Genomic DNA, 25366 nt, shown 5'->3' with positions numbered 1-25366 from the left:
GTGGCGCGCCGTCGTCCATCGCATTCGAGCTCGCCCGCGCGGCGCATCCTGCTGCGCGGCATCGCGGTCGCGCTGCTGGTGGCGATCGCGCTGTACGGCTACACCTTTTACCGCGGCTGGCAGCTGCGCGATTCCTGCACCGGCAACGGCGGCGAATGGAACGCGGAGCTCGAGCAGTGCACCTTCCGCCTGGCGCTGCCCGAGCAGTCGCCCCCCGAACCCACGCCATGACCGACCTGCACCGCGACAAGATCCTGATCCTCGACTTCGGCGCGCAGTACACGCAGCTGATCGCGCGCCGCGTGCGCGAGCTCGGCGTCTACTGCGAGATCTGGGCCTGGGACCACGACCCGTCGGAGATCGCCGCCTACGGCGCGCGCGGCATCATCCTGTCCGGCGGGCCGGAGTCGACCACGGCCGATGGCGCCCCGGTCGCCCCGCAGGAGGTGTTCGACAGCGGCCTGCCGCTGCTGGGCATCTGCTACGGCATGCAGACCATGGCCAAGCAGCTCGGCGGCGAGACCGAAGCCGCGGATGCGCGCGAGTACGGCCATGCCGAGGTCACCCTGGTGGCCGCGGACAGCCTGTTCGGCGACCTGCGCGACCATCTCGGCCTGCCACCGCGCCTGGACGTGTGGATGAGCCACGGCGACCACGTCTCCAAGGCGCCGCCCGGCTTCACCGTGACCGCGAAGACCGACCGCGTGCCCGTCGCCGCCTTCGCCGACGAGGACCGGCGCTGGTACGGCGTGCAGTTCCACCCCGAGGTCACGCATACCAAGTCTGGCCAGGCCTTGCTGCGCCGCTTCGTCGTCGACATCTGTGGCTGCGAGACGCTGTGGACGGCCGAGCAGATCATCGAGGACCAGATCGCGCGCGTGCGCGAGCAGGTGGGGACCGACGAGGTCATCCTCGGGCTCTCGGGTGGCGTCGACTCCTCCGTGGTCGCCGCGCTCCTGCACCGCGCGATCGGCGACCAGCTGACCTGCGTCTTCGTCGATACCGGGCTGCTGCGCTGGCAGGAAGGCGAGCAGGTGATGGCGACCTTCGCCGACGCCTCCGATTCGCACGGCCTGGGCATCCGCGTGATCCGGGTCGATGCGCGCGAGCGTTACTTCAGCGCGCTCGCCGGCGTCACCGATCCCGAAGCCAAGCGCAAGATCATCGGCAACCTGTTCGTCGAGATCTTCGACGAGGAGGCGGGCAGGCTGGCCAACGCCAAGTGGCTGGCGCAGGGCACGATCTACCCCGACGTGATCGAGTCGGCCGGCAGCAAGACCGGCAAGGCGCACGTCATCAAGAGCCACCACAACGTCGGCGGCCTGCCCGAGCACATGAAGATGGGCCTGGTGGAGCCGCTGCGCGAGCTGTTCAAGGACGAGGTGCGGCGCATCGGCGTCGCGCTCGGCCTGCCGCACGAGATGGTCTACCGGCATCCGTTCCCGGGCCCGGGCCTGGGCGTGCGCATCCTGGGTGAGGTGAAGCCCGAGTACGCCGACATCCTGGCGCGCGCGGACGCGGTGTTCATCGAAGAGCTGCGCAAGGCGGGGTTGTACGACAAGACCAGCCAGGCCTTTGCCGTCTTCCTGCCGGTGAAGTCTGTTGGCGTGGTCGGCGACGCGCGCGCCTACGAATGGGTGATCGCGCTGCGCGCGGTCGAGACCATCGACTTCATGACCGCGCACTGGGCGCACCTCCCCTACGACTTCCTCGGCCGGGTCTCGAACCGCATCATCAACGAGGTGCGCGGCGTCTCGCGCGTGGTCTACGACATCAGCGGCAAGCCACCGGCCACGATCGAGTGGGAGTAGCGCGTGCTGCTAGACTCCCGCCTGCCACGGCAGGACGCCCTTGCAGGACCTGACCGGGTACTTCCGCTGGTGATCGGACGGAAGTGACGGCGGCGCCGGCCATCCAGCCGGCGTCCATGGGTGCTCCGGGGAGGGAGAGACCGATGGTCGTGAGACTGCTTGTGCTTGTCGTGTTGGCGGCCGTGGCCGTTGTCGCCTGGGATACCGGCTGGAGGATCGACGAGTCGCACGTGCACCGCTATTACCAGGGGCAGGTGGACGCGATCCGCAATTTCGACCATGAGTCGATGTGCAAGGACATTGCCGGCGATTTCAGCCTGGAGGCCACGTCGTATGTCGACGGCCAGCGGACGGAGGAGGCGGCGTTCGACGGTGAAAGCACCTGTCGGATGACCCGGGAGATGCTCGACGGGATGCGCCGCCTGAGCAGCCAGAGCCGAGGCCTGCTGATCTTCGACGTCAACGTGGACGTGCGCTCCATCCGCATCGAGCCCGGCCGCCGCAAGGCGACCGTGGAAAGCATCACCACGGTGAAGATGGGCGATGTCCTGGTCAGCCGGAGCCGCGGCACCGAGCGCCTGTCACGCTCGGTGCGGCGCGTGCGCAGCCACGGCGGCGAGGGCCAGACCTGGACGTACCTGTTCTGAGTGGACCGCGCGGCGGCCCTCAGAACGCCCAGGTCAGCAGCAACGCCGCGCGGCCGTCGGCCAGCCGCGAGTCGCCGACCGATTCCGCCAGCAGTTCGCTGTAGCCGGACGTGTCGCTGTACTGCAGCCTGGCGTTGACGGGGCCGAAGTCGCGGCCGAGCGAGACCAGCCAGTCGCTGTAGCTGTCGCCGACCGCGTCATCGAGGTCGTAGTGGCCGGCCTGCGCGCCCAGGGTGAAGCCGCTGTCACCCAGCGGCAGGTCGGCGCCGGCGTACCAGTACCAGCCCTTGCCGCCGAGGTTGAAGATGTCCGGCGAGTAGGCGCTGCCGACGTACCAGGTCTCGACGAAGGTCAGCCTGGCCTGGACTTCGGTGTAGTCGATGTCGTAGTCGGCGCCGTTGTGGCCGGGGTAGGCGATGCGCGAGACGAACACGTCGAGCTCCGTGCTCTCGCCCAGCGCGCCGTCGCCCAGCGCGCCGGCCCAGCCGATGTAGGTCTCGAGCTCGTAGTCGATGCCGTCGTCCGGGTCGCCGAAGTCGACGGTCGAGGCGAATGCGCCGGCGTAGAAGCCGCTTTCGTGCCCGATCGAGCCCTCCAGCTGCAGCGCCGGGTCCCCCATGGTCTGGGACACGCCGCGCCAGACATAGTCGCTGGCTACGATGGCCTCGCCGCCGAAGGTCCAGGCCGGATCGCCTGCGCCGTCCTGGGCCAGCGCGGGCAGGGCGGCGAGGGCAAGCGCGGCGGTGAGCGCTGCGCGCAGGGGGAGCTTCGTCATTGCGGGTCTCGTGGGGAAACCCGTCAATATATACTTCCACTGGCCACCCGTCCCGGAGAACTGCCGTGTCCCTGCGCCTCGCCCCGCTTGCCTGCGCCCTGATCCTTGCCGCCTGCGGTGGCAGCCAGCCCGATGGCGGCGACGCCGGGGCGGCGGGCGGCGCGGAGGAGAAGGTCCTCAACGTCTTCAACTGGTCGGACTATGTCGCCGAGGACACCATCGCCAACTTCGAGGCGGCCACCGGCATCCGGGTCAACTACGACGTCTACGCGGAGAACGAGACGCTCGAGACCAAGCTGACCGCGGGCGGGTCGGGCTACGACGTGGTCTTCCCCTCCGCGCGGCCGTTCGCACAGCGGCAGATCCGCGCGGGCCTGTTCGCGGAACTGGACGCGTCGAAGCTGCCCAACCGCCAGCACCTGGACCCGGCGATCATGCAGGGCCTGACCGACATCGATCCGGGCAACGCCCACGTCGTGCCCTACATGTGGGGAACCACCGGCCTGGGCGTCAACGTGGAGAAGGTCACCGCTGCGCTCGGGCCCGACGCGCCCCTGGACAGCTGGGCGCTGCTGTTCGATCCCGCGAACGCGGCCAGACTCGCGTCCTGCGGCATCCACGTGCTCGACGACGACCAGGAGGTCTTTGGTGCCGCCCTGATCTGGCTCGGCCGTGACCCCAATGCCGGCGCCGCCGACGAGATCGACGCGGTGAAGCAGGTCTACGCCGCCATCCGTCCGCACATCCGCACCTTCAACAACGCCGAGTACAAGGATGCGCTGGCCAACGGCGACGCCTGCCTGGTGATGGGCTACTCCGGCGACATCGGCCAGGCGCGCGACGTCGCCGGCGAGGCCGCCGAGGCCACCGGCAAGCCCACGCCCGACATCCGCTACGTCATCCCGAAGGAGGGTGCGATCCGCTGGATGGACGTGGTCGCGATCCCGAAGGATGCGCGCCACCCGGGCAACGCCCACGCCTTCGTCGACTACCTGATGCAGCCCGAGGTGATCGCCGCGGTGACCGACCACGTCGCCTATGCGAATGCCAACCTGGCGGCCACGCCGCTGGTCGATCCGGCGATCGCCGCCGACGCCGGCGTCTATCCGCCGGACGACGTGCGCGCGCGCCTGGTCGATCCGGCGTCGCTGCCCGAGGACGTGCAGCGCCAGCGCGTGCGCGCCTGGACCACGATCAAGAGCGGCCGCTAGGCGATGCCGGCCCCCGCGCGGAGCGTCGCGTCCGAGCCCTGGCGTGACCCGGCGGCGCAGCCCTTCGTGCGCATCGAGGGGGTGACGAAGACCTTCGGCAAGGTCTACGCCTGCGACGACGTGACCCTGGACATCTACCGCGGCGAGTTCTTCGCCCTGCTGGGCGGCTCGGGCTCGGGCAAGAGCACGCTGCTGCGGATCCTGGCCGGGCTGGAGGCGCCGGACCAGGGGCGCATCCTGATCGACGGCCTGGACGTCACCGACCTGCCGCCCTACCAGCGGCCGGTGAACATGATGTTCCAGAACTACGCGCTGTTCCCGCACATGACGGTGGCGCAGAACATCGGCTTCGGGCTGCGCCAGGACCGGCTGCCCGCAAGCGAGATCCGCGACCGCGTGCAGGCGATGCTGGAGCTGGTGCGCATGCCGCAGCTGGCCAACCGCAAGCCGCACCAGCTGTCGGGCGGACAGCGCCAGCGCGTGGCGCTTGCGCGCGCGCTGGCCAAGCAACCCAAGCTGCTGCTGCTGGACGAGCCGCTGGGCGCGCTCGACCGGCGCCTGCGCGAGCACACCCAGTTCGAACTGGTGAACATCCAGGAGCGCGTCGGCACCACCTTCATCATGGTCACCCACGATCAGGAGGAGGCGATGACGATGTCGTCGCGGATCGCGGTCATGGACACCGGCCGCATCGTCCAGGTGTCGACGCCGGCGGTGTTGTACGAGTACCCGGCCACGCGCTTCGTCGCCGAGTTCATCGGCGGCATCAACCTGTTCGAGGGTCGCGTGCTCGGGATGGACGAGGCCACGGGCCAGGCCCGCATCCAGTGCGATGCGCTGGATGCCGAGCTGCTGGCCCGGCATACCGATCCGCTTCCCGAGGGCACGTCGGTCAGCGTGGCCGTGCGCCCGGAGAAGATCGACGTGCACGAGGCGCCGCCCCACCGCGGCACGGTCGCCACCGAGAACGTGGTGGTGGGCAAGGTGCGCGACATCGCCTACCTCGGCGACGTCTCGATCTACCAGGTCGAGACCGAGGGCGGGGCGATCGTGCGCGTGCAGGAAACCCACGTCGCGCGCAGTTCGGAGCCGCACTACGACTGGGACGACACCCTCTGGCTCAGCTGGGAAGCGGCCAGCGCGGTGGTGCTGACGGCATGAACACCGCGGGGCGCAATGCCGGCCTGTGGGACTTCTGGTTCGACGTGGTGCGCAACCTGTTCGGCTGGTTCCGGGCCGTGGGGCGCGAGTTCCGCACGCGGCGCGGACGCTTCCTGGTGACCGCGCTGCCGATGCTGTGGCTGGGCCTGTTCTTCCTGGTGCCGTTCCTGATCGTGCTCAAGATCAGCTTCGCCCAGGCCGTGTTCGGCCAGGCGCCGCCCTATACCGCGCTGATCGAGCATGCCGCCGACGGCGCGGCATCGTTGCGGCTGCACACGTCCAACTACGCGATGCTGCTGTCCGACCCGCTGTACGTCGCGGCGTACCTGAAGTCGCTGCTGTTCGCCTCGGTGTCCACGGTGGCCTGCCTGCTGCTGGGCTACCCCATCGCCTACGGCATCGCGCGCGCCTCGCCGGTGAAGCGGCTGCTGCTGCTGGTGCTGGTGATCCTGCCGTTCTGGACCAGTTCGCTGCTGCGCACCTATGCGCTGATCGGGATCCTCAAGGCCAACGGGCTGCTGGCCCAGGCGCTGTGGGCCCTGGGACTGGCGGGGCCGGACTTCGCGCTGCTGCATACCGACACCGCGGTCTACATCGGCATCGTCTACAACTACCTGCCTTTCATGATCCTGCCGCTGACCGCCACGCTGATGCGGCTGGACTTCACGCTGCTGGAAGCGGCCGAGGACCTGGGCGCCAAGCCCTGGCAGGCCTTTGTCCGGGTGACCCTGCCGCTGTCGATGCCCGGCATCATCGCAGGCGCACTCCTGGTGTTCATTCCGGCGGTCGGCGAGTTCGTGATCCCCGACATCCTCGGCGGGCCGGATGCACTGACCATCGGGCGGGTGCTGTGGATCGAGTTCTTCACCAATCGCGACTGGCCGCTGGCGGCCGCCGTCACGATCGCGATGCTGGTGCTGATCGTGCTGCCGACGCTGCTGTTCGAGTACGTCGAGAACCGTCGCGCCGAACGCGAGGCGCAGGCATGAGGCGCAATCCGACGTTCCTCTACACCGCGATGGCGCTGGGCTACGCCTTCCTCTACCTCCCGATCCTGTCGGTGGTGGTGTATTCGTTCAACGCCTCGCGCGTGGCCACGGTGTGGGGGGGGTTCTCCACGCGCTGGTACGTCGCGCTCATGGAGAACCAGCAGCTGCTGGATGCGGTGCAGCGGAGCTTCCTGATCGCCGCGCTCACCGCCACCGCGGCGGTGTTCCTCGGCACCGCCTGCGGGCTTGCACTGTCGCGCTTCGGCAGGTTTCCGGGGCGTGGGCTGCTCAGCCTGATGAACTCGGCGCCGATGGTCATGCCCGACGTGATGATGGGCCTGTCCTCGCTGCTGCTGTTCGTCACCCTGCAGCAGGCCTTTGGCTGGCCCGACCGCGGCATGGTCACGATCACCCTGGCGCACATCACGCTGACCGCCTGCTACGTGACCGTGGTGGTGCGCTCGCGCATGGCCGGCATGGACGACAGCCTGGAGGAAGCCGCCATGGACCTCGGGGCCAGGCCGTGGCGGGTCTTTTTCGTGATCACGCTGCCGCTCATCGCGCCGGCGCTGCTGGCGGGCTGGCTGCTGGCATTCACCCTGTCGCTCGACGACCTGGTCATCGCCAGCTTCACCTCGGGCCCGGGCTCGAGCACGCTGCCGATGGTGGTGTATTCCAAGGTCAAACTGGGCGTGACGCCGGAGATCAACGCCCTGGCGACGATCATCGTCGTGCTGGTGGCGCTCGGGGTCAGCATCGCCGGGATCCTGATGCACCGCAGACGCGGTACGCCGGCCTGAGGCCGCGGCCGGGGCTGGAATATCAATCCAGGCACATGTTCTGCTTCCAGCGCCGCACATCCCGCGCCGTTAAACTTTCGTAATTTCACGACTCCCTTCAACGCTCGAAGTGGAGTCCCCCGTGACCACCCAGTCATTCCGCCACGTCGCCCGTCCGGTCCGCCTGCCGCTTTCGGCCCTCGCCCTTGCGCTCGCGGCCTCGACCGCGGCGGCACAGGAACCTCCCCGCGAGGAGGCCACCACGCTCGACCGGATCGAAGTCACCGGCACGCGCATCAAGCGCGCCGACATGGAAACGGCCAGCCCGGTCTTCGTCATCGATCGCCAGAACATCGAAGCCTCCGGCGCCGTCACGGTCGGTGAGTTCCTCCAGCGCACCCCGGCGATCGCCGGTGCCGCGACCAATCCGCAGGTCAACAACGGCGGCGGTGCCGGCGCGGCCACGGTCGACCTGCGCGGGCTGGGCGTGAACCGCTCGCTGGTGCTGGTCGACGGCAAGCGCTGGATCGGCACCATCTCCAACGCCAACGGCGCCGTGGACGTGAACTCGATCCCGATGGCGCTGATCGAGCGGGTCGAGGTCCTCAAGGACGGCGCCTCGGCCATCTACGGCTCGGACGCGATCGGCGGCGTGGTCAACTTCATCCTGCGCAAGGATTTCGACGGACTGGAAGCCAGCGCCTACTACGGCGTGTCCTCGCGCGGCGACGCCCAGACGGAGCGGTATGACGCGGTCTACGGCCTGGTCAGCAACAAGGGGCGGCTGATGCTCGGCGCCAGCTACGACGAGGAAGGCTCGGTCAGCGCCGCCAACCGCGCCTATTCCAGCCAGCCCTACCAGCTCTACGCTGGCGAGAAGGGGATCGGGGGGACCAGCCGCATCCTGACCGGGCGCTACGTGCTGCCGCGCGCGGCGGCGACCGGCGTGAACCTGGCCGACCCCAACTGCGGCGGTGGTGCCAACGTGGTCCTGACCCGCATCGAGGGCCGCCCCGGCACCTCGCCCTCCGACTTCCGCTGCTTCGACAACACCAACGACGTCTACAACTTCCAGGCCGACGGCAACCTCAACCTGACGCCGCAGGAGCGCACGGCGCTGTTCATGGCCGGCAGCTACGACATCAGCGACGACGTCGAGGCCTTCCTGCTCGGATCCTGGCTGCGCACGGAATCCTCGTTCTTCATCGCGCCGCTGCCCTTCGACGGCCGCGCCGCGGTCGACAACGTGCCGATCAGCGGCGACAGCCTGTACAACCCCTTCGGGGTCGACATCGCGGATGCGCGCCTGCGCCTGCGCGACTTCATCCCGACCCGGACCACGCGCTTCGAGACCGAGACCTACCAGATCACCGGAGGCCTGCGCGGTGTGTTCGGCGACAGCAGCTGGAGCTGGGACGCCTCCTATGGCTACGGGCGCACGCCGCAGTCCTCGTCGGTGCGCGGCTACCTCTACAGCCCGGGCCTGACCGACGCGCTGGGCCCGTCGATGATCGATCCCTCCACCGGGGACCCGATCTGCGTCCGGACCCCGGGTGACCCGACGTCGGTGATCGACGGCTGCCTGCCGGTCAATTTCATGGGCCCGCCGCCGGATCCGTCGACGCCCGCCGGGCAGGCGCAGCTGGCGGCGCTGGAACTGATCAACCCGACGATCCACAACACCAACGAGAACGACCTGAAGGTGTTCAACGCGAACATCACCGGCGACCTCTTCCAGTGGGACGCCGGCACCGCGTCGCTGGCCCTGGGCGTCGAGCGGCGCGAGGAGAGCGCAAGCTCGAGCAGCGATTTCCTGACCATCATCCCGCCGGGCGAGACGGTCTGCCTGATCACCCAGGAAGCCTGCACGTTCGGCGACATCAGCGGCGAGTTCGACGTCAACGAGATCTATGCCGAGGCGCTGCTGCCGCTGCTCGCCAACGTGCCGTTCGCCGAGCGGCTCAGCATCTCGCTGGGCACGCGCTATTCCGACTATTCCAACTTCGGCGGCACCACGAACTCGAAGATCGGCCTGGAATGGAAGCCGTTCGCCGACCTGCTGGTGCGTGCCACGTTCGCCGACGTGTTCCGCGCGCCGACCATCGGCGACCTGTTCGCGCCGACGGTGCCCAGCGCCAACACCTATACCGACCCCTGCAACGGCTATGCGGGCCAGGCCACGGCCGATCCGCGCGCCTGCGGCGGCGTGCCCACCGACGGCTCCTTCCGCCAGAGCAACAACCAGGTGACCTCGTTCCAGGTCGCGAACCCGGACCTGCAGCCGGAAGAGGGCGACGTGCTCACCTGGGGCTTCGTCTACAGCCCGGGCTGGTTCGACGGCTTCTCGGTCACGGCCGACTACTGGCGGGTGGAGCTGGACCAGTTCATCACCAACCTGCCCGAGAACGTGCTGCTCAACCAGTGCTACGACTTCGGCCGCTTCTGCGACACCTTCATCCGCGACGACAGCGGCGACGTGGCCCAGATGACCAACGTCATCGGCAACTTCGGCAGCCTGAAGACCTCGGGCGTCGACGTCGGCCTGCGCTACCTGTTCCCGGAATCCGGCTGGGGCCAGTTCCGCTGGAACCTGGATACGAGCTACCTGGCCGAATACGACGTGCAGCTGCTGTCCGGCGATCCCAGCAGCAACGTCGGGGCCTTCCCGGGCATCCCGGAGAGCAGCGGCCTGGCGGGCACGTTCGTCGACAGCGCGTCGTCCGGCTTCGGCAACATGGCGCGCTGGCGCGGGCTGAACGACATCAGCTGGACGCGCGGCAACTTCAGCGCCAGCGTGACCACGCGCTACGTCCACCACGTCTACGAGGCCCCGGACGTGGCCGACGTCACCGACCCGGGCTACGTCGCCAAGCGGCGCGTTCCGTCCTACACCCAGACCGACCTGCAGGTGGGCTACCGTATCGCGGACTTCAACAACAGCTCGATCCAGCTCGGTGTGCGCAACCTGACCGACCGCCAGCCGCCGCTGATCTACTCCGGCTTCAATGCTTCCACCGACATGCGGACCTACGATGCCATCGGCCGTTTCTTCTGGATGCGCTGGACTGCCCGCTTCTGATCCGGCGGTGACCCCTGCCGTCGCGGCCCAGGCCGCGGCGGCAGCCCCGGACGCGGCGCTGCGGCACTACATCCGCGTCTATGACGACGTGCTCGATCCGGGGATGTGCCGCAAGCTGGTCGACTCGTTCACCGCGCTGGCGAGGTTCCAGACGGTGAACGGGCGCGGCGTGCGCGCCGGACTCGAGGACAGCGCCTGGACCGAGCTCGACGTCAGCCGCCTGTCCGACGCGCCCTTCCTGTCCTACTTCAGGCAGCTGGTCAGCCGCCAGCTGCAGCGCTACAACGCCGACGTCGGCCTGCCGATCCCCGTGCCGGACAGCCCGCTGCTGAGTCCGCTGATCCTGAAGCGCTACCGCGCCGGGAGCGACGAGCAATTCCAGACCCACTTCGATTCGATCAACGAGGTCTGCGACCGCTACCTGGTCTTCCTCTGGTACCTCAACGACGTGTCCGAGGGCGGCTGCACCTGGTTCCCCGGCCTGCAGACCGGCGTGCCCCCCAGGGCCGGCCGCCTGCTGATGTTCCCGCCGTACTGGCTGTATGCGCACCAGGGCCAGCCGTCGCCGACCCAGGACAAGTTCATCCTGTCGACCTACCTGAGGTTCGTGCAGCCCGGTACCGGGCAGGGCGCGCCTCAGTCCAGCGTGCCTCAGTCCAGCGCGCCTCAGTCCAGCGCGTAGCCGTAGCGCTGCGCGAAGGGCGCGAGCGGCTCCAGGACCGCGTCGCTGAAATGGGCGCGGTACCGCCGCCAGCGCCCCACGGCATTGGCGTTGACCGGCTCGGCGACCTGCGCGTAGCTGGGCGTGTTGATGCGGCGGGTTCGCGCGGCCACGGCGGCCGGAAACGCCAGTTGCGACGGATCCATGGGCAACTGCAGGGCGTCCATCAGCTGCCGGAGCGCGGGCTCTGGCCCGCCCACAAGTTCCTCGTAGCGCAGGACGTGGACGCGGGGCCGGGCGAGGACACGCTGCTCCTCCCAGTAGCCCATCACCGCGGCATAGGTGCGGGCGGTCGACTCCAGCGAGGCGAAGGCGAGTGCGCCACCGTTGAGCCCGAACGCCTGGAAATGGCAGCTCAGCACGCAGTCGCAGGGGTGGCGGAGCAGCAGCAGCCAGTCGCTCCGGGGAAACAGCCGCTGGATGTACGGCACCCGGGTCAGGTACAGCGGGTACTTGTCGACCAGGCGGCCCGCAGGCACGCGGTATCGCGCGACCTCGGTGCGGTACCGCGCGCGCAGGCTGCTCCAGTGGCCGAAGTCGAGACCCGCCAGGGCCGCGTCCAGGTCCCCACCGTTCCATCCCGCGGACGTGCGCATGGCATGGATGACGCGTTCCACGGCAGGCCGCTCGTCGAGCACCTGAAGTGCAGGGTGCCGCTCCAGCATCTGCTCCAGCATCGTGGTGCCCGAGCGCGGGAACCCCACCAGGAAGACCGGATCCGGCGGGTCGCCGGCGGCCGCCACGTGCGGCGCGGGCAGCGGATGGCACAGGCGCTCGCGAAGCCAGTCGAGCACGCCTTCGGCTCGCAGGTCCGGATGGCGCTGCCGCAGTGCGGCGGCGGCATTCGCGTGGGCCTGCGACAGCGCGGCCATGGCCGCATCGGGATCCTGCGGGTCGTGCCAGCGCGCCAGCTCGTAGCCGAGCTGGGCCGCCATTGCCGGGTCGCGCTCGGCTTCCGCTGCCCGGGCAAGCGCATCGGCAGCACCGGCCGTCCGTCCCAGGCGTCGTGCCAGGCGTGCACGCGCAAGGACGTCCATCGCATCTGTTGCCGCCGGAGTCGGATCGCCGGCCCCGTCGCCAAGCAGCCGGGCCGCCTCCTGCACCCGGTTCATGCGCTCCAGCAGCAGCGCCAGCTCGACCTTGGGGCGCCGCGCCTCGGGCTGCTCCGCGATCAGCCTGGAGTAGAGCGTGACCGCCGCTTCGTCACGTCCGGCCAGCGCCGACAGCCAGGCGAACGCGGTGCGCTGTCCGAAGTCCAGGGCGTCGGCATCCACTCCGGCCAGGCAGGCGTCGAGCGCCTCGAACCGCTCGAGCTCGGCAAGGCACTGTCCCAGCGCAAGCCGCACATCGGCGGCGTCGGGCTCCAGGGCGAGCGCGCGCTGCAACCAGGGGAGCGCTTCGCTGCAGCAGCCGGTCCCGAGCAGCGCCGATCCCCGGCCAAGCAGGTAGGGCAGGCCGGACGCGCCTGCGTCACCGCCCACGCGGAACGCGTCGACCGCAGCGGCGGCGTCACCGGCGTCCAGGCAGGCGTTGCCGAGGTTGGTCCAGGCTTCGGCCTCGCGCGGCTCCAGCTCGGCATAGCGCTGGAGGTGCGGACGCGCTTCCGACGCGCGGCCAGACGCGGCCAGGGCAAGGCCACGGAGGCGGTGCCACGCCGGACGTGTCGCTTCCGCGGCGAGCGCCAGGGTTGCCAGCTTCAGTGCGGACGCGATCTCGCCCCGGGCGAGGAGCTGCTCACCGTGGACCAGGCTTGCCAGCTCGCCATCGGCCATCCACGCCTCCGTTCCGGCACACCTGGGCAAGGCCGGACTATCCTCCCGCTCGGACCAGGACACAACCGGACGCGGCGTGCCTTCACGCGGCCTGCACATCCGATGCCCGGACGATCGCCGGATCCCGAGGAGGCGCCCTTGCAGACCCGCTTGCATCCGCTGCGCGGTGCCCAGTCGCTTCCCGCAGGCCAGCTGGATCCGCACTGCCTGAACGTGGTGCGGGCGCGCGGCCGGGGCAGCGCGCTGCAGGTGCCTCCGGGCTGGATCACCCTGTGCGTCGTGCTGTCCGGCGCGCTGGTACTGGAGTCCCACGACGCCAACTGGATGCTGGCCCAGGGTCGCTATCAGCTGTGGCTGGAGGGAAGCCTGCGCTGCGCCGCGCATGGCCAGTGCTGGTGGCTGCTGGTGACAGCGCCGCCGGCCACCTGGACGCCGGATGCTCGCATCCCCGGCGCCGACCTCCTGCCGTGGGAGGCCGGTTGCCCGCGCACGGTGCTGCGCCCGATCGTGCGACTGGCGAGGCGTGCGCACGCGGCCGAGTTCCCGGCCGGCCGCCTCGCGACCGACCTCGTGGCCGACCTGCGCCAGGCGCTGGCCGAACACCAGGCGGAACTCCAGGGCCGCATGGGCCGCTGCAGTGGCCGCACCCGGCTACGCCGACGGCAGACGCTGCTGCGCCTGTTGCGCGTCCAGCACCTGATCCGCTGCCACCTGGACGACCACATCGCGCTGTCGCGGCTGGCGGCCAGCGCCAACTATTCGCCGTGCCACCTGATCCGCGTGCACCGGCACGTCTTCGGCGAGACGCCCACGGAGTACGCCTCGCGCCTGCGCTGCCAGCGCGCCTGGGAGCTGGTCTGCGACACCGCGATGCCGGTCTGCGAGATCGCCGGCAGCCTGGGCTTCGAAAGCGAGAGTGCGTTCTGCCGCGCGTTCAAGCATGCGTTCGGCTGCACCACCGGCATGGCGCGCCGGCGACTGGCCGGGAACCCCGCCGGCGCCGCGGTTCAGCCGGGTTCGGGGAACACCAGCATTTCTGCGCTACCGGCCGCCTGACTGGCGTCCAGGACGGCAAGGACACGGTCGCAGGCGAGCCGCGCCGCGTCCTCCACAGGGGCGCCGCGCAGCAGGTGGGCGGCGAGGGTGGCGCTGAACAGATCGCCGGTGCCCTTGGGCGTGGCGTCCAGCCGGCGGTGGCGGATCACGCACTCGGCGTCGCGCTGGACCACCAGCACCTTCATCCCGCCATCGCCCCAGGCCGCAGGGGCGGCGCTGGTCACCACCACCCATCGGGTGCGTCCGACGAGGAGGCTGCGTGCTGCATGGACCACGTCGGCGGTGTCGGCCACCGACATCCCGGTCAGCACGCCGAGCTCGAAGCCGTTGGGCACCAGACCATCGGCGAGCCCGACCAGCTGGCCGCAGTGCGCGTCGATCATGCGCGGATCGACATAGATCCCCACGTCCTCGTCGCCGATCACCGGGTCGATGAAGACCGAAAGCCCGGGGCGTTCGCGCAGGCGCGCTTCGATCCAGCGCGCCAGCACCCCGGCCTGCTCCGGTCCACCGAGATAGCCCACCACCACCGCCCGCAGTTCGCGCACGGCATCGCGCGCCACCAGGTCGTCGAGATAGCCCTGGAACCACCCGGTCGGCACCGGACCGCCATGGATGCTGGGATGGTGCGGGGTATTGCTCAGCACTACCGTCGGTACTGCGGCGACGCGCAGGCCCAGCGACTGGAAGGTGGGGACGGCGATGGTGTTGCCCACCTGGCCATAGACCACCTGGGACTGCACCGAGACCACGTCCATCTGCATCGGCTGGAGTGAAGGATGGGCGCCCGGCGCCGCGGCGCGCGCCCCTGGATCATGTGCTTGCATGTCCCGATTCTAGGCCTCCGACCACTAGAATGCCGGCCATGCAGCAGCAGCCGAGCAACCCCGGATCGAACCTGGCCGACGCGGACATCGCCTGGATGCGCCATGCGCTGGCGCTGGCCGGGCGCGCCGAGCGCGAGCACGACGAGATCCCGGTCGGCGCGGTGGTGGTGGAATCAGACGGCCGCCTCGTGGGCGAAGGCTGGAACCGCAACATCGGTGACCACGACCCGAGTGCGCACGCGGAAATCGTCGCCATGCGCGAAGCGGGCAGGGCGCTCGGCAACCACCGCCTGGTCGGGTGCACCCTGTACGTCACCCTCGAGCCCTGTGCGATGTGCGCGATGGCGATGGTGCATGCCCGCGTCGCGCGCGTGGTCTACGGCGCCGGCGATCCCAAGACCGGCGCCGCGGGCAGCGTTTTCAACCTGCTGGCCGATCCGCGCCACAACCACCGGGTCGAGGTACTGGGGGGCGTGCTGGGCGAAGAGGCCGGTGCCCGCCTGAGGAACTACTTCCGCGCCAAGCGCGGCCTGCCGCCGGCCTGAGCGCGGCGTTACCATGTGGGTCACGACGGATCACGAAGGAGCGAGGGTGGGCAACGGAGAAGAACGGCTGGTGTGGATCGACCTGGAAATGACCGGTCTGGACACCGACAACGACACCATCCTCGAGATCGCCACCGTGGTCACCGACGCGCAGCTGCGGGTGCTGGCCGAAGGCCCCGAACTGGCCGTCGCCCAGCCGCTGGCGACGCTGGAGGCGATGGACGAGTGGAACCGCAACCAGCACGGACGCTCCGGCCTCTGGCGGCGGGTGCTGGAGGAAGGCGTGCCGATGGCCGAGGCCGAGGCCCGCACCCTGGAGTTCCTCGAGCAGTGGGTCCCGGCGGGCCGGTCGCCGATGTGCGGAAACTCGATCTGCCAGGACCGCCGCTTCCTCCACCGCCGCATGCCCGCGCTGGAGCGCTGGTTCCACTACCGCAACCTGGACGTCAGCACGCTGAAGGAACTCGCCCGCCGCTGGGCACCCGAGCTCTACGCCGGCCTGCGCAAGCAGGCGGCGCACACCGCCCTGAGCGACGTGCACGACTCGATCGCCGAACTCCGCCACTACCGGACCGGCATGGGGACCTTCGCTCCGCACGAGTAAGGTCCGCGGGAGCGGGAAGAAGAGCGGGTTTTTGCCACGGATTTACGCGGATAGAGCGGATTTGCACGGATCTTCTTTCAGCGGCGCGGCGTCTCCCGCCGCGCACGTTCCGTTGGGCCCGGACCGCTGCAAAGTGCTACAGCCGTTCACACCGGCTTTTCCCGCTGCAACCACTGCTCTATCCGCGCAAATCCGCCTTATCCGCGTAGATCCGTGGCAAAAAAAAGAAGGCCGGGCACCAGGCCCGGCCTTCGCGCAGTGCGATCGCGGCTGTAGCCGCTCCTACATGGGGGTGGTGCGTCAGCCCGCGGCCTTGGATTTGGCGAGCTTCAGCCAGGTGTCGACGACGGTGTCGGGGTTGAGCGAGACCGATTCGATGCCCTGCTGCATCAGCCACTCGGCGAGGTCCGGATGGTCGCTCGGGCCCTGGCCGCAGATGCCGATGTACTTGCCCTTGGCCTTGGCGGCCTGGATCGCCATCGACAGCAGCTTCTTCACCGCCGGATCGCGCTCGTCGAACAGGTGCGCGACGACGGCCGAATCGCGGTCGAGGCCCAGCGTCAGCTGCGTCAGGTCGTTGGAGCCGATCGAGAAGCCGTCGAACATCTCGAGGAACTCGTCGGCCATGAGCGCGTTCGACGGCACCTCGCACATCATGATCACCTTGAGGCCGTTGACCCCGCGGCGCAGGCCGTTTGCGGCCAGCACCTCGAGCACGCGGCGGCCCTCGTCGAGGGTGCGCACGAACGGGATCATGACCCAGAGGTTCTCCAGGCCCATGGTCTCGCGCACCTTCAGCACCGCGCGGCACTCCAGCGCGAAGGCCTGGGCGAAGGCCGGATCGACGTAGCGGCTGGCGCCGCGGAAGCCGATCATCGGGTTCTCTTCCTCGGGCTCGTAGCGCTGGCCGCCGATGAGGTTGGCGTACTCGTTGGACTTGAAGTCCGACATGCGCACGATCACCGGATTCGGCGCCACCGACGCGGTCAGGGTGGCGATGCCCTCGGCGAGGCGGTCGACGTAGAAGCTCACCGGGTCGGCGTAGCCGGCGGCGCGCTCGTCGATCTTCTTCTTCGTCTCGGCGTCCTGCCTGGCGTACTCCAGCAGCGCGTTCGGATGCACGCCGATGTGCGCGGCGATGATCATCTCCAGCCGCGCCAGGCCGATGCCGGCGTTGGGCAGCTGGCCGAAATCGAACGCGCGCTCCGGGTTGGCGACGTTCATCATGATCTTGAGCGGCGCCTCGGGCATCGAGGTCAGGTCGGTGGTGATGCGCTCGAAGGGCAGGGCGCCGGCGTAGATGAAGCCGGTATCGCCCTCGGCGCAGCTGATGGTGACCGTCGCGCCGTCCTCGATCGCGTCCAGCGCGTTGCCGGTGCCGACCACGGCCGGGACACCGAGCTCGCGCGCGATGATCGCGGCGTGGCAGGTGCGGCCGCCGCGGTTGGTGACGATGGCGGCGGCGCGCTTCATCACCGGTTCCCAGTCGGGATCGGTCATGTCGGCCACCAGCACGTCACCGGGCTGCACGCGGGCCATGTCGTCGAGCGAACGCACCACGCGCGCCACGCCCGAGCCGATCTTCTGGCCGATGGCGCGGCCCTCGCAGACCACGGGCCCGCGCGCGCCGAGCATGAAGCGCTCGATCTGGGTGGCCTTGGCGCGCGACTTCACCGTCTCCGGGCGCGCCTGCACGATGAACAGCTTGCCGGTGATGCCGTCCTTGGCCCACTCGATGTCCATCGGGCGGCCATAGTGCTCCTCGATCGTCAGCGCCTGGCGCGACAGCTCCTGCACGTCGGCGTCGGTGATCGAGAACGTGGCGCGCAGCTCGGCCGGCGTGTCCTCGTTGCGCACGCGCTCGCCGGGCGCATCGGAATACACCATGCGGATCTGCTTGGCGCCGAGCGAGCGGCGCAGGATCGCAGGACGGCCCTGGCGCAGCGTGGGCTTGTAGACGTAGAACTCGTCGGGGTTGACCGCGCCCTGCACGACGTTCTCGCCCAGGCCGTAGCTCGAGGTGACGAAGACCACGTCGCGGAAGCCGGACTCGGTGTCGAGCGTGAACAGCACGCCGGAGCTTCCGCAGTCCGAGCGCACCATCAGCTGCACGCCGGCCGACAGGAACACGTCCTCGTGCTTGAAGCCGTGGTGCACGCGGTAGGCGATGGCGCGGTCGTTGTAGAGGCTGGCGAACACCTCCTTGACCTTGACCACCACGTCGTCGGCGCCGGTGACATTGAGGAAGGTTTCCTGCTGGCCGGCGAAGCTGGCGTCCGGGAGGTCTTCCGCGGTGGCCGAGGAGCGCACGGCCACGGCGACGTCGCCACCGCCGTTGTCGGCGCAGAGCTTGGCGTAGGCGCTGCGGATGTCGGCCTCGAGCGCCGGCTGCAGCGGTGCATCGATCACCCAGCCGCGGATCTCGGCGCCGGCGCTGTTCAGCGCCGGAACGTCTTCCACGTCCAGCGTGGCCAGGCGGTCGAAGATGCGCTGGTGCAGCGTGTTGTGAGCGACGAAGTCCTTGAACGCGTCGGCGGTGGTGGCAAAGCCGCCGGGGACCGAGACGCCGAGCCTGGCCAGGTTGCCGATCATCTCGCCAAGCGAGGAATTCTTGCCGCCGACCTGCGCGAGGTCGGTCAGGCGAAGGTCGTCAAGCCACAGGATGTTGGCGCTCAAGGCTGGCTCCGGAGGGAAGGCATGGGGTCGCGGGAGAGCCGTCCTGGGCCTGCGGCGCTGGACGACGGGAACGGCTATTTTAGCAAGCCATCCCGCCGCGGGGCCCGCGGCCAAGCAGGAAAACACGCATGTCGAGCCCGCGCCCGGTCTTCTACGTCTCCGACGGCACCGGAATCACCGCCGAAACGGTCGGCCACAGCCTCCTCACCCAGTTCCGCGACAGTGCCTTCGCCACCGAGCGGATCCCGTTCGTGGACAGCGTGGAGCGCGCGCACGAGATCGCCGGGCGCATCCGCGAGGCGGGGGAGGCCAGCGGCCTGCGGCCGGTGGTGGTGAATTCCTGCATCAACGGCGAGCTGACCACGGCGATCCGGGGCAGCGGCGCGCTGGTCCTCGACGTGCTCGAGCCGTTCATGACCGCGCTCGAGGCCGAGCTGGGCGAGACCCGCCAGCCACGCGTGGGCCAGGCCCACGGCATGGTCGACTTCGACGCCTACCACAAGCGCATCAACGCGATGAACTATGCGCTGACCCACGACGACGGCATGTCGATCAACTACGACGATGCCGACGTGATCCTGGTGGCGGTGTCGCGCGCGGGCAAGACCCCCACCTGCGTCTACCTCGCCCTGCACCATGGCATCGCCGCCGCCAACTATCCGCTGACCGAGGAAGACCTCGAGCACGACCGCCTGCCACCGCGGCTGCGCGCGCACCGGGCGAAGCTGTTCGGGCTGACCATCGATCCGGTGCGGCTGCAGCAGATCCGCCAGGAGCGGCGGCCGAACTCGCGCTACGCCGAGCCGGAGACCTGCCGGCGCGAGGTGGCCGCGGCGGAGTCCCTGTTCCGCGCCGAGCGCATCCCGGTGCTGAGCACGACGCATACCTCGATCGAGGAGATTTCAAGCAAGGTGATGAGCACTTTGGGCATCCGCCGCGGCATGTTCTGAGCGTGTAGCATCGGGTCATGTCGCAACTGCTCGCCCGACGCGCACGACTTCCCGGCCTCAGCCGCCTCGGCTGGCTGATGGCGCTGTACGCCGAGAACCACGCCCGCCTGGTGCGCCTGTTCGAACCGGGCGACCTCGCCGCCGGCAGCTACGTCTCGAGCGTCGGCGACGGGCTGGACCTGCGCCTGGACGTGATCGAACGCCACGCCTATACCAGCGAGCTGCGGATGGCCTACGTGGCGCTCCCCGACCCGGTGACCGGCGAACCCGACCCCTCGGTCTACCTGCGCTTCTATCGCGATGCCCGGCAGGTCGAAGCCACGCACTGCTATGTCGGCCGCCGCTGGCAGGATGCGATCGGCATGTTCCCGCCGCCGGCCGCGGTGCTCGGGCACCGGATGCGCATGAACACCTTCCTCGGCAAGTGGCTGCAATACCTGGCCGAGCGCGGCCACGGCGTCGCCACGCTGCGGCAGGAAAGAAAAAGCCCGCCATGAAGGCGGGCTTTCGTGTGTGGCGTCCCCACGGGGATTCGAACCCCGGTGTCCACCGTGAAAGGGTGGTGTCCTAGGCCTCTAGACGATGGGGACTTGGATCTGTCCGCACTCACGAACGGCCTGGTTCGTAGAGTGGTGGAGCCAGGCGGGATCGAACCGCCGACCTCCTGCATGCCATGCAGGCGCTCTCCCAGCTGAGCTATGGCCCCACGTGTTGCGAGCTGGAAATTGTAGGCAGCCTTCGCGGCGACGTCAACACATTGCGACGGGAATTTTTCGCGGCCGTGCACGGCACGCGATACTGCGCGGCTTCATCGTCCAACCGGAGCCCCGAATGACCCACACCCAGACCCCGCGAACCGCGCTCGTCACCGGCGGCACCAGCGGCATCGGCGAAGCCATCGCGATCGCGCTGCACGAAGCGGGGCATCGCGTCGTGGTGACCTGCCACGCCGGCGTCGAGGACCCGGCCGCGTGGCGCACGGCGCAGTCGGCGGCAGGTCGCGATTTCCGGGTCGAACCGGTCGACGTGGGCGACTACGACAGCTGCCAGGCGATGGCGTCGCGCCTGCACGACGCCGGCATCGGCGTCGACATCCTGGTCAACGATGCCGGCATCACCCGTGATGCGACGTTCCGCAAGATGGACAAGGCGCAATGGGACGCGGTGCTGCGCACCGACCTCGATTCGATGTTCAACGTCAGCAAGCCCTTCGTCGAGGGCATGGCCGCGCGTGGCTGGGGACGCATCGTCAACATCTCGTCGGTCAACGGCACCAAGGGGCAGTTCGGACAGACCAACTATTCGGCGGCGAAGGCCGGCGTGCAGGGATTCACCAAGGCGCTCGCGCAGGAGATGGCGCGCAAGGGCGTGACCGTCAATGCCGTTTCGCCCGGCTACGTCGGCACCACGCTGGTGACGTCGATGAAGCCCGAGATCGTCGAGTCGATCGTGGCCCAGGTTCCGATGGGGCGCCTGGGCAGGCCGGAGGAGATCGCAGCCGTCGTCGCCTTCCTCTGCAGCGAAGGCGCCGGCTACGTGACGGGTGCCAACATCGCGGTCAACGGCGGCCAGCACATGTACTGACCGCCGTCGGCGCGCGACGGACGCGCCGCCTCAGTCGCCGTGGCGCGCGTACTCGCTGGTGCTGCCGTCGTTGCCCACCAGCTCAACCGCGTAGGGGTGCACCGTGCCGTCGGGCATCTCCATGCCGGGCGAACCCGCCGGCATGCCCGGCACGGTGAGTCCACGCGCCTCGGGGCGCTCGGCGAGCAGGCGCTTCACGTCGGCCGCCGGCACATGGCCCTCGACGAAGTAGCCGTCGATTTCCGCGGTGTGGCAGGAGCCCTTCGCGTAGGGCACGCCGACCCGCTCCTTGATCGGACCCATGTCCTCGTGGTCGTGCACCTGGACCTGGAAGCCGGCTTCGCGCATGTGCTCGATCCACAGGCCGCAGCAGCCGCAGCTGGGGTGCTTGTGGACGACGAGCAGGGAGCGGGCGTCCCCGTTCGCCGGGACGGGACTCTGCGCCGGGGCTGCCGGAGCTGCCGCACCCGGACCCTGTTGCGTTCGGGGAGTGACGGTGTCCGCGGAGGCGGCGGTGTCTGCGGACGCCGCCGGCGCACTGGTGGCGGGGGAGCAGGCCAGCAGTCCCGACAGGGTGGCCAGGACCAGCAGCGAGCGGAAGCTGTTGTTGTAATTCATGAAGAATGTTCTCCAATGTATTGAATCAGAACCAGAATCGGATGCCGGCGACCACGTGGGTCTCGCGACTCGCACCATCCCGGGCCCGGGCGAGCCGTGCGGTCTGGCCGAAATCGCGTTCGTGGGTCACGCCCACATACGGCGCGAAGCGGCGGTGGAGCTCGTAGCGCAGCCGCAGCCCGGCCTCGACGGTCGACAGCCCTGAACCGACGTCGCGGCCCGGGTCGGTCCTGCCATGGACGGTGGCCTCCAGGGAGGTCTCGAGTATGAGCCGGTTGGTCAGAAGCAGGTCGTAGCCGGCTTCGAGCTCGAGCATGCTGCGCCCCGATCCGCCGAACCAGGCGGTGGCCGAAACCTCGACCAGGTAGGGCGCCAGGCCCTGGATGCCGACGCCCAGCCAGTCCTGCGCGTCTCCGGGCGCAAAGTCATGGCGGACGCCCGCGAGCAGGTCCCACCACGGGGTCACGCTGCGGCCGTACATCAGGTCCAGGCTGGCCGCCCCGGTGCGCCCACCCGAGCGCTCACCTTCCGAGCGCAGCCACAGCCTGCGGGTATCGCCACCGATCCAGCCCTCGGCCTCCCAGGCCTGGCCGCCGCCGTGGTCGCCATCCCAGGCTTCGAGGCGTTCGAACAGCAGCAGGTGGTTCGTGCCGGGGCCGTGGCTCATCGGATGACTCACCGCGGGGAAGGCCGCGGCGCGGTCGGCGTCGGTGAGGGCGGGGATCGGGGTCAGCGGGGACATGTCCGCATGTCCTGCATGTCCGGCATGTGCGGCGTGTGCGGCGTGTGCGGCGTGTGTGGCATGTCCGCCATGACCTGCGCGCCCTCCGTGCGCGGCTTGCCCAGCCTGTCCCGCATGTCCCGCATGTCCCGCGTGCCCTGCGTGCCCCGCATTTCCGGCTGGCGGAGTTGGCGCCGCGTGGTAGTCGTCCGGCGCATGGTAGTCGTCCGGCGCATGGTAGTCGTCCGGCGCATGGTGGTCGTGCGGCACATGGTGGTCGTGCGCCGCGTGGTGCTCGTGGGCCGCATGTTCGGCGTCGGAGCCCTGCACCTGAGCTGCCACCTGCCCGGTCGGAACAACGGCCAGCGCGAGTGCGAGCGCTGCCGCAAGGATCGTGCGATGGCCGGTGCTCATGCGCCTTCCTCCACCCGCACCTCGCGCATCATTCCCGCCTCCATGTGGTAGAGCAGGTGGCAATGGAAGGCCCAGCGGCCGAGGGCATCGGCGCGCACGCGGAAGCTGCGCCGGGTGCCCGGCGGCATGTCGACGGTGTGCTTGCGCAGCTGGAAGCGGCCGTCCGCGTCCTCGACGTCGCTCCACATGCCGTGGAGGTGGATGGGATGGGACATCATCGTGTCATTGACCAGGGTGACGCGCAGGCGCTCGCCGTAGCGCATGCGCAGCGGTTCGGCGTCCATGAACGACAGGCCGTCGAAGGACCAGGCGAACTTCTCCATGTGGCCGGTGAGGTGCAACTCCACCTCGCGGCCCGGATCGCGGCCATCGGGATCGTCGAACAGGCTGCGCATCGCGCCATAGGTGAGCACGGTGCGCCCGTTGCCGCGAAGGCCGACTCCGGGATCCTCGAGCCGCGGTGCCAGCGACATCGCCTGCATGTCGACGAGGGGATTGCCGCGTTCACTGTCGGGGTGGCGCTGCATGCCGTGCGCGGAGGAGTCAGCGGGCTGCTTGCCAGGGCCGTGGCCCATGGCGACGTGATCCATTCCGGCGTGATCCATTCCGGCGTGATCCATTCCAGCGTGATCCATTCCGCCGTGGTCCATCCCGGCGTGATCCATCGGCGCGGATCCCGTCGACGCATGCTGCATTCCGCCGTGATCCATCGCGCCATGGTCCATCCCGCCATGGTCCATCCCGCCGTGCCCCATGTCGTCCATCGTCAGCAGCGGGCGTGGATCCAGGGCAGGCACCGGCGGCACGAGGCCATGGCGCACCGCCAGCGTTCCGCGGGCGTAGCCCGTGCGCCCCGAGTCCTGGGCGAAGATGGCGAAGGCATCCGCGCCCGCGGGCTCGACCAGCACGTCGAAGGTCTCCGCCGCCGCGATCCGGAATTCGTCCACGGTGACCGGATGGATGTACTGGCCATCGGCCGCGACGACGGTCAGCTCGAGTCCCGGGATCCGCACGTCGAAATAGGTCATTGCGGACGCGTTGATGAAGCGCAGCAGCACGCGTTCGCCGGGCCTGAACAGGCCGGTCCAGTTTCCGGCGGGCGCGGTGCCGTTGAGCAGGTAGGTATAGGTGTGGCCGTTGATGTCGGAGATGTCGCTGGGCGTCATCCGCATCCGGTCCCACATCGCGCGCTCGCGCAGCGCCGGCCCGACCCCGTTCGCGCGGGCGTGGCGCACCAGGTCACCGACCGTCGGCCGGTACCAGTTGTCGTAGCCCGCGTCCTTCTTCATGCGCCGGAACAGCGCCGTCGGGTCCATGTCCGTCCAGTCCGACAGCAGGACCACGTGCTCGCGGTCGAAGTGGTAGGGCGGTGGTTGGATCGGGTCGATGACCAGCGCGCCGTACAGGCCCGCCTGCTCCTGGAACATCGAATGGCTGTGATACCAGTAGGTCCCCGACTGGCGGATGTCGAAGCGGTACTCCCAGGCTTCGCCAGGCGCGATGCCGTCGAAGCTGAGGCCCGGCACGCCGTCCATGTTGGCCGGCAGCAGCAGGCCATGCCAGTGGATCGACGTCCAGTCGTGGCGCAGCCGGTTGGCCACGCGCAGCAGGACGTTGTCGCCCTCGCGCATCCGCAGCGTGGGACCGGGGAGGCTGCCGTTGACCGTGGTGGCCAGGCGCGGGCGGCCGGTGAAATCAGCCGGCGAGCGGCCAATCGACAGGTCGAAACGGCTGCCTGTCAGCACGGGCACCGGCGGCTGCACCGCGAGCGCGGGCCGGCTGCCAAGGCCAAGTGCCGCCAGGGCGCCGCCGCCGGCCAGTCCCTGGACAAAGCGCCGGCGCGGAATGGACGCGCCGGAGCGCGGAAAGCGGGAAACGTGCATGGAAGATCCTGGTCACGGGCCAACGCCACGGCAGCGCGGGCGTCGGAGGTCATCGGATCGCCCCCCGGGAGGGGACGCAGGGACGGCACCGGAGGGCGCGGCCTTCAGGCGATGGGTGGCCGGATCGGACTGGACAGGGACGGCGACGGATGGCCGATGGCCAGCGGATGCAGGATCAGGCTCGCATGCGCCGGGGCGGCACCGAGGGCGAGCGCCGCCGGGACGGCCGCCGCGGCGTGCATGCATGCCTGCCGGCATTCGGCGCTCTGGTCGCAGGGTTCTTCATCCCCGGCATGGCCAACGGGGTCTGACGACGGGGGGACCTGGTGCGAGGGCAGGGCAGCGACCGCGTGCCCGGGGCAACCGTCCGTGCCCGCCTGGACCGCCGTGCCGACCGCTTCGTCGACTCCGACGGCCATCGACAGTGCCGCGGGTTCCGCCGGAAGCGAGGCCAGCATGCCGGCCACGGCGCCGCCGATGCCATCCAGCATCAGGGCGAGGATCAGCAGGATCCGCAGGGGCAGGGCACGTATCACGATGCCG

Annotated in this window: 24 protein-coding genes and 2 tRNA genes; 16 read left to right on the top strand and 10 right to left on the bottom strand. The window is 69.6% G+C overall.

Annotation, left to right across the window (positions count from 1 at the left end):
* The 3 genes from JG616_RS00925 (at position 1) to JG616_RS00915 (ending at position 2458) form a co-directional block, all read left to right on the top strand.
* The gene (locus tag JG616_RS00925) at positions 1-231 is read left to right on the top strand and encodes a hypothetical protein (RefSeq protein WP_199391391.1); all 231 of its coding nucleotides are present in this window, start codon (positions 1-3) and stop codon (positions 229-231) included.
* Positions 228-1811: a glutamine-hydrolyzing GMP synthase gene (guaA, locus tag JG616_RS00920; RefSeq protein WP_199391390.1), complete on the top strand. Its 1584-nt coding sequence runs from the start codon at positions 228-230 to the stop codon at positions 1809-1811. Before JG616_RS00925 ends, guaA begins: the two co-directional genes overlap by 4 nt.
* Before the next feature lie 143 nt (positions 1812-1954).
* Positions 1955-2458 (top strand): hypothetical protein, encoded by a 504-nt coding sequence (locus JG616_RS00915; RefSeq protein WP_199391389.1) that lies wholly within the window; start codon positions 1955-1957, stop codon positions 2456-2458.
* 19 nt (positions 2459-2477) lie between these two features.
* Here JG616_RS00915 and JG616_RS00910 read toward each other — a convergent pair whose 3' ends face one another.
* Positions 2478-3233 carry a TorF family putative porin gene (locus JG616_RS00910; protein ID WP_199362094.1) on the bottom strand — a complete coding sequence of 252 codons (756 nt, stop codon included), beginning with the start codon at positions 3231-3233 and terminating at the stop codon, positions 2478-2480.
* A 65-nt stretch (positions 3234-3298) separates the two neighbouring features.
* On the opposite strand from JG616_RS00910, the gene JG616_RS00905 reads away from it, so the two are divergent.
* The 6 genes from JG616_RS00905 to JG616_RS00880 all read left to right on the top strand — a co-directional run bounded on the left by JG616_RS00905 (position 3299) and on the right by JG616_RS00880 (position 11134).
* Positions 3299-4444, top strand: coding sequence for a polyamine ABC transporter substrate-binding protein (locus JG616_RS00905; protein ID WP_199391388.1), 1146 nt, complete (start codon positions 3299-3301; stop codon positions 4442-4444).
* Positions 4445-4447: 3 nt separating this feature from the next.
* Complete coding sequence (locus JG616_RS00900) at positions 4448-5605, top strand: ABC transporter ATP-binding protein (RefSeq protein ID WP_199362092.1); 1158 nt, start codon at positions 4448-4450, stop codon at positions 5603-5605.
* A gap of 131 nt (positions 5606-5736) precedes the next feature.
* Positions 5737-6594, top strand: a complete 858-nt coding sequence (locus tag JG616_RS00895) for an ABC transporter permease subunit (protein ID WP_234446632.1) — start codon at positions 5737-5739, stop codon at positions 6592-6594.
* On the top strand, positions 6591-7394 hold the full coding sequence (locus JG616_RS00890) for an ABC transporter permease subunit (protein ID WP_199391387.1): 804 nt from the start codon (positions 6591-6593) through the stop codon (positions 7392-7394). Before JG616_RS00895 ends, JG616_RS00890 begins: the two co-directional genes overlap by 4 nt.
* A 121-nt stretch (positions 7395-7515) precedes the next feature.
* On the top strand, positions 7516-10452 hold the full coding sequence (locus tag JG616_RS00885; RefSeq protein ID WP_199391386.1) for a TonB-dependent receptor: 2937 nt from the start codon (positions 7516-7518) through the stop codon (positions 10450-10452).
* Positions 10453-10459: 7 nt separating this feature from the next.
* The gene (locus JG616_RS00880) at positions 10460-11134 is read left to right on the top strand and encodes a 2OG-Fe(II) oxygenase (RefSeq protein WP_343224954.1); all 675 of its coding nucleotides are present in this window, start codon (positions 10460-10462) and stop codon (positions 11132-11134) included.
* Here the strand turns inward: JG616_RS00880 and JG616_RS00875 are convergent.
* Complete coding sequence (locus JG616_RS00875; RefSeq protein WP_199362087.1) at positions 11119-12945, bottom strand: sulfotransferase; 1827 nt, start codon at positions 12943-12945, stop codon at positions 11119-11121. The two genes, JG616_RS00880 and JG616_RS00875, sit on opposite strands and share 16 nt — an antisense overlap.
* Positions 12946-13083: 138 nt before the next feature.
* Here JG616_RS00875 and JG616_RS00870 point away from each other — a divergent pair, with 138 nt between their 5' ends.
* Complete coding sequence (locus JG616_RS00870) at positions 13084-14001, top strand: AraC family transcriptional regulator (RefSeq protein WP_199391384.1); 918 nt, start codon at positions 13084-13086, stop codon at positions 13999-14001.
* Here the strand turns inward: JG616_RS00870 and pdxK are convergent.
* A complete protein-coding gene (gene pdxK / locus JG616_RS00865) occupies positions 13953-14828 on the bottom strand; it encodes a pyridoxine/pyridoxal/pyridoxamine kinase (RefSeq protein WP_199391383.1) in 876 nt (291 codons plus the stop codon). The genes JG616_RS00870 and pdxK overlap by 49 nt on opposite strands.
* Positions 14829-14866: 38 nt before the next feature.
* Between pdxK and tadA the strand changes: the two genes are divergently transcribed.
* Together tadA and orn are read left to right on the top strand one after the other, a co-directional pair.
* Positions 14867-15373: a tRNA adenosine(34) deaminase TadA gene (gene tadA, locus JG616_RS00860; protein ID WP_199391382.1), complete on the top strand. Its 507-nt coding sequence runs from the start codon at positions 14867-14869 to the stop codon at positions 15371-15373.
* Positions 15374-15419: 46 nt separating this feature from the next.
* Positions 15420-15977, top strand: a complete 558-nt coding sequence (orn, locus tag JG616_RS00855) for an oligoribonuclease (RefSeq protein ID WP_255531824.1) — start codon at positions 15420-15422, stop codon at positions 15975-15977.
* Positions 15978-16277: 300 nt separating this feature from the next.
* On the opposite strand, the gene ppsA is transcribed toward orn, so the two are convergent.
* Positions 16278-18653, bottom strand: a complete 2376-nt coding sequence (ppsA, locus tag JG616_RS00850; RefSeq protein WP_199362082.1) for a phosphoenolpyruvate synthase — start codon at positions 18651-18653, stop codon at positions 16278-16280.
* Positions 18654-18781: 128 nt separating this feature from the next.
* Here ppsA and JG616_RS00845 point away from each other — a divergent pair, with 128 nt between their 5' ends.
* Positions 18782-19603 (top strand): pyruvate, water dikinase regulatory protein, encoded by an 822-nt coding sequence (locus JG616_RS00845; protein WP_199362081.1) that lies wholly within the window; start codon positions 18782-18784, stop codon positions 19601-19603.
* 17 nt (positions 19604-19620) lie between these two features.
* Complete coding sequence (locus JG616_RS00840; protein WP_199362080.1) at positions 19621-20100, top strand: DUF1249 domain-containing protein; 480 nt, start codon at positions 19621-19623, stop codon at positions 20098-20100.
* Positions 20101-20117: 17 nt separating this feature from the next.
* Here the strand turns inward: JG616_RS00840 and JG616_RS00835 are convergent.
* Positions 20118-20193: transfer RNA gene (locus JG616_RS00835), tRNA-Glu, on the bottom strand.
* A gap of 40 nt (positions 20194-20233) precedes the next feature.
* Positions 20234-20309: transfer RNA gene (locus JG616_RS00830), tRNA-Ala, on the bottom strand.
* Positions 20310-20434: 125 nt separating this feature from the next.
* Here JG616_RS00830 and phbB point away from each other — a divergent pair.
* On the top strand, positions 20435-21187 hold the full coding sequence (phbB, locus tag JG616_RS00825) for an acetoacetyl-CoA reductase (RefSeq protein WP_199362079.1): 753 nt from the start codon (positions 20435-20437) through the stop codon (positions 21185-21187).
* A gap of 30 nt (positions 21188-21217) precedes the next feature.
* On the opposite strand, the gene JG616_RS00820 is transcribed toward phbB, so the two are convergent.
* Both JG616_RS00820 and JG616_RS13570 read right to left on the bottom strand, forming a co-directional pair.
* On the bottom strand, positions 21218-21805 hold the full coding sequence (locus JG616_RS00820; RefSeq protein ID WP_199362078.1) for a DUF411 domain-containing protein: 588 nt from the start codon (positions 21803-21805) through the stop codon (positions 21218-21220).
* 25 nt (positions 21806-21830) lie between these two features.
* The gene (locus JG616_RS13570; RefSeq protein ID WP_234446458.1) at positions 21831-22547 is read right to left on the bottom strand and encodes a copper resistance protein B; all 717 of its coding nucleotides are present in this window, start codon (positions 22545-22547) and stop codon (positions 21831-21833) included.
* 60 nt (positions 22548-22607) lie between these two features.
* Between JG616_RS13570 and JG616_RS13565 the strand changes: the two genes are divergently transcribed.
* Positions 22608-22991, top strand: coding sequence for a hypothetical protein (locus tag JG616_RS13565; protein ID WP_235972837.1), 384 nt, complete (start codon positions 22608-22610; stop codon positions 22989-22991).
* Here JG616_RS13565 and JG616_RS00810 read toward each other — a convergent pair.
* Both JG616_RS00810 and JG616_RS00805 read right to left on the bottom strand, forming a co-directional pair.
* Positions 22937-24823 (bottom strand): copper resistance system multicopper oxidase, encoded by a 1887-nt coding sequence (locus tag JG616_RS00810; protein ID WP_199391380.1) that lies wholly within the window; start codon positions 24821-24823, stop codon positions 22937-22939. The genes JG616_RS13565 and JG616_RS00810 overlap by 55 nt on opposite strands.
* 104 nt (positions 24824-24927) lie before the next feature.
* Positions 24928-25359: a CopL family metal-binding regulatory protein gene (locus JG616_RS00805; protein WP_199391379.1), complete on the bottom strand. Its 432-nt coding sequence runs from the start codon at positions 25357-25359 to the stop codon at positions 24928-24930.
* Positions 25360-25366 lie beyond the last annotated feature (7 nt).

The organism is Luteimonas sp. MC1895 (assembly GCF_016457215.1).
Classification (GTDB): domain Bacteria; phylum Pseudomonadota; class Gammaproteobacteria; order Xanthomonadales; family Xanthomonadaceae; genus Luteimonas.
The sequence above is the reverse complement of the archived record's forward strand: the minus strand, read 5'-3'. Positions and strand labels throughout refer to the sequence as shown.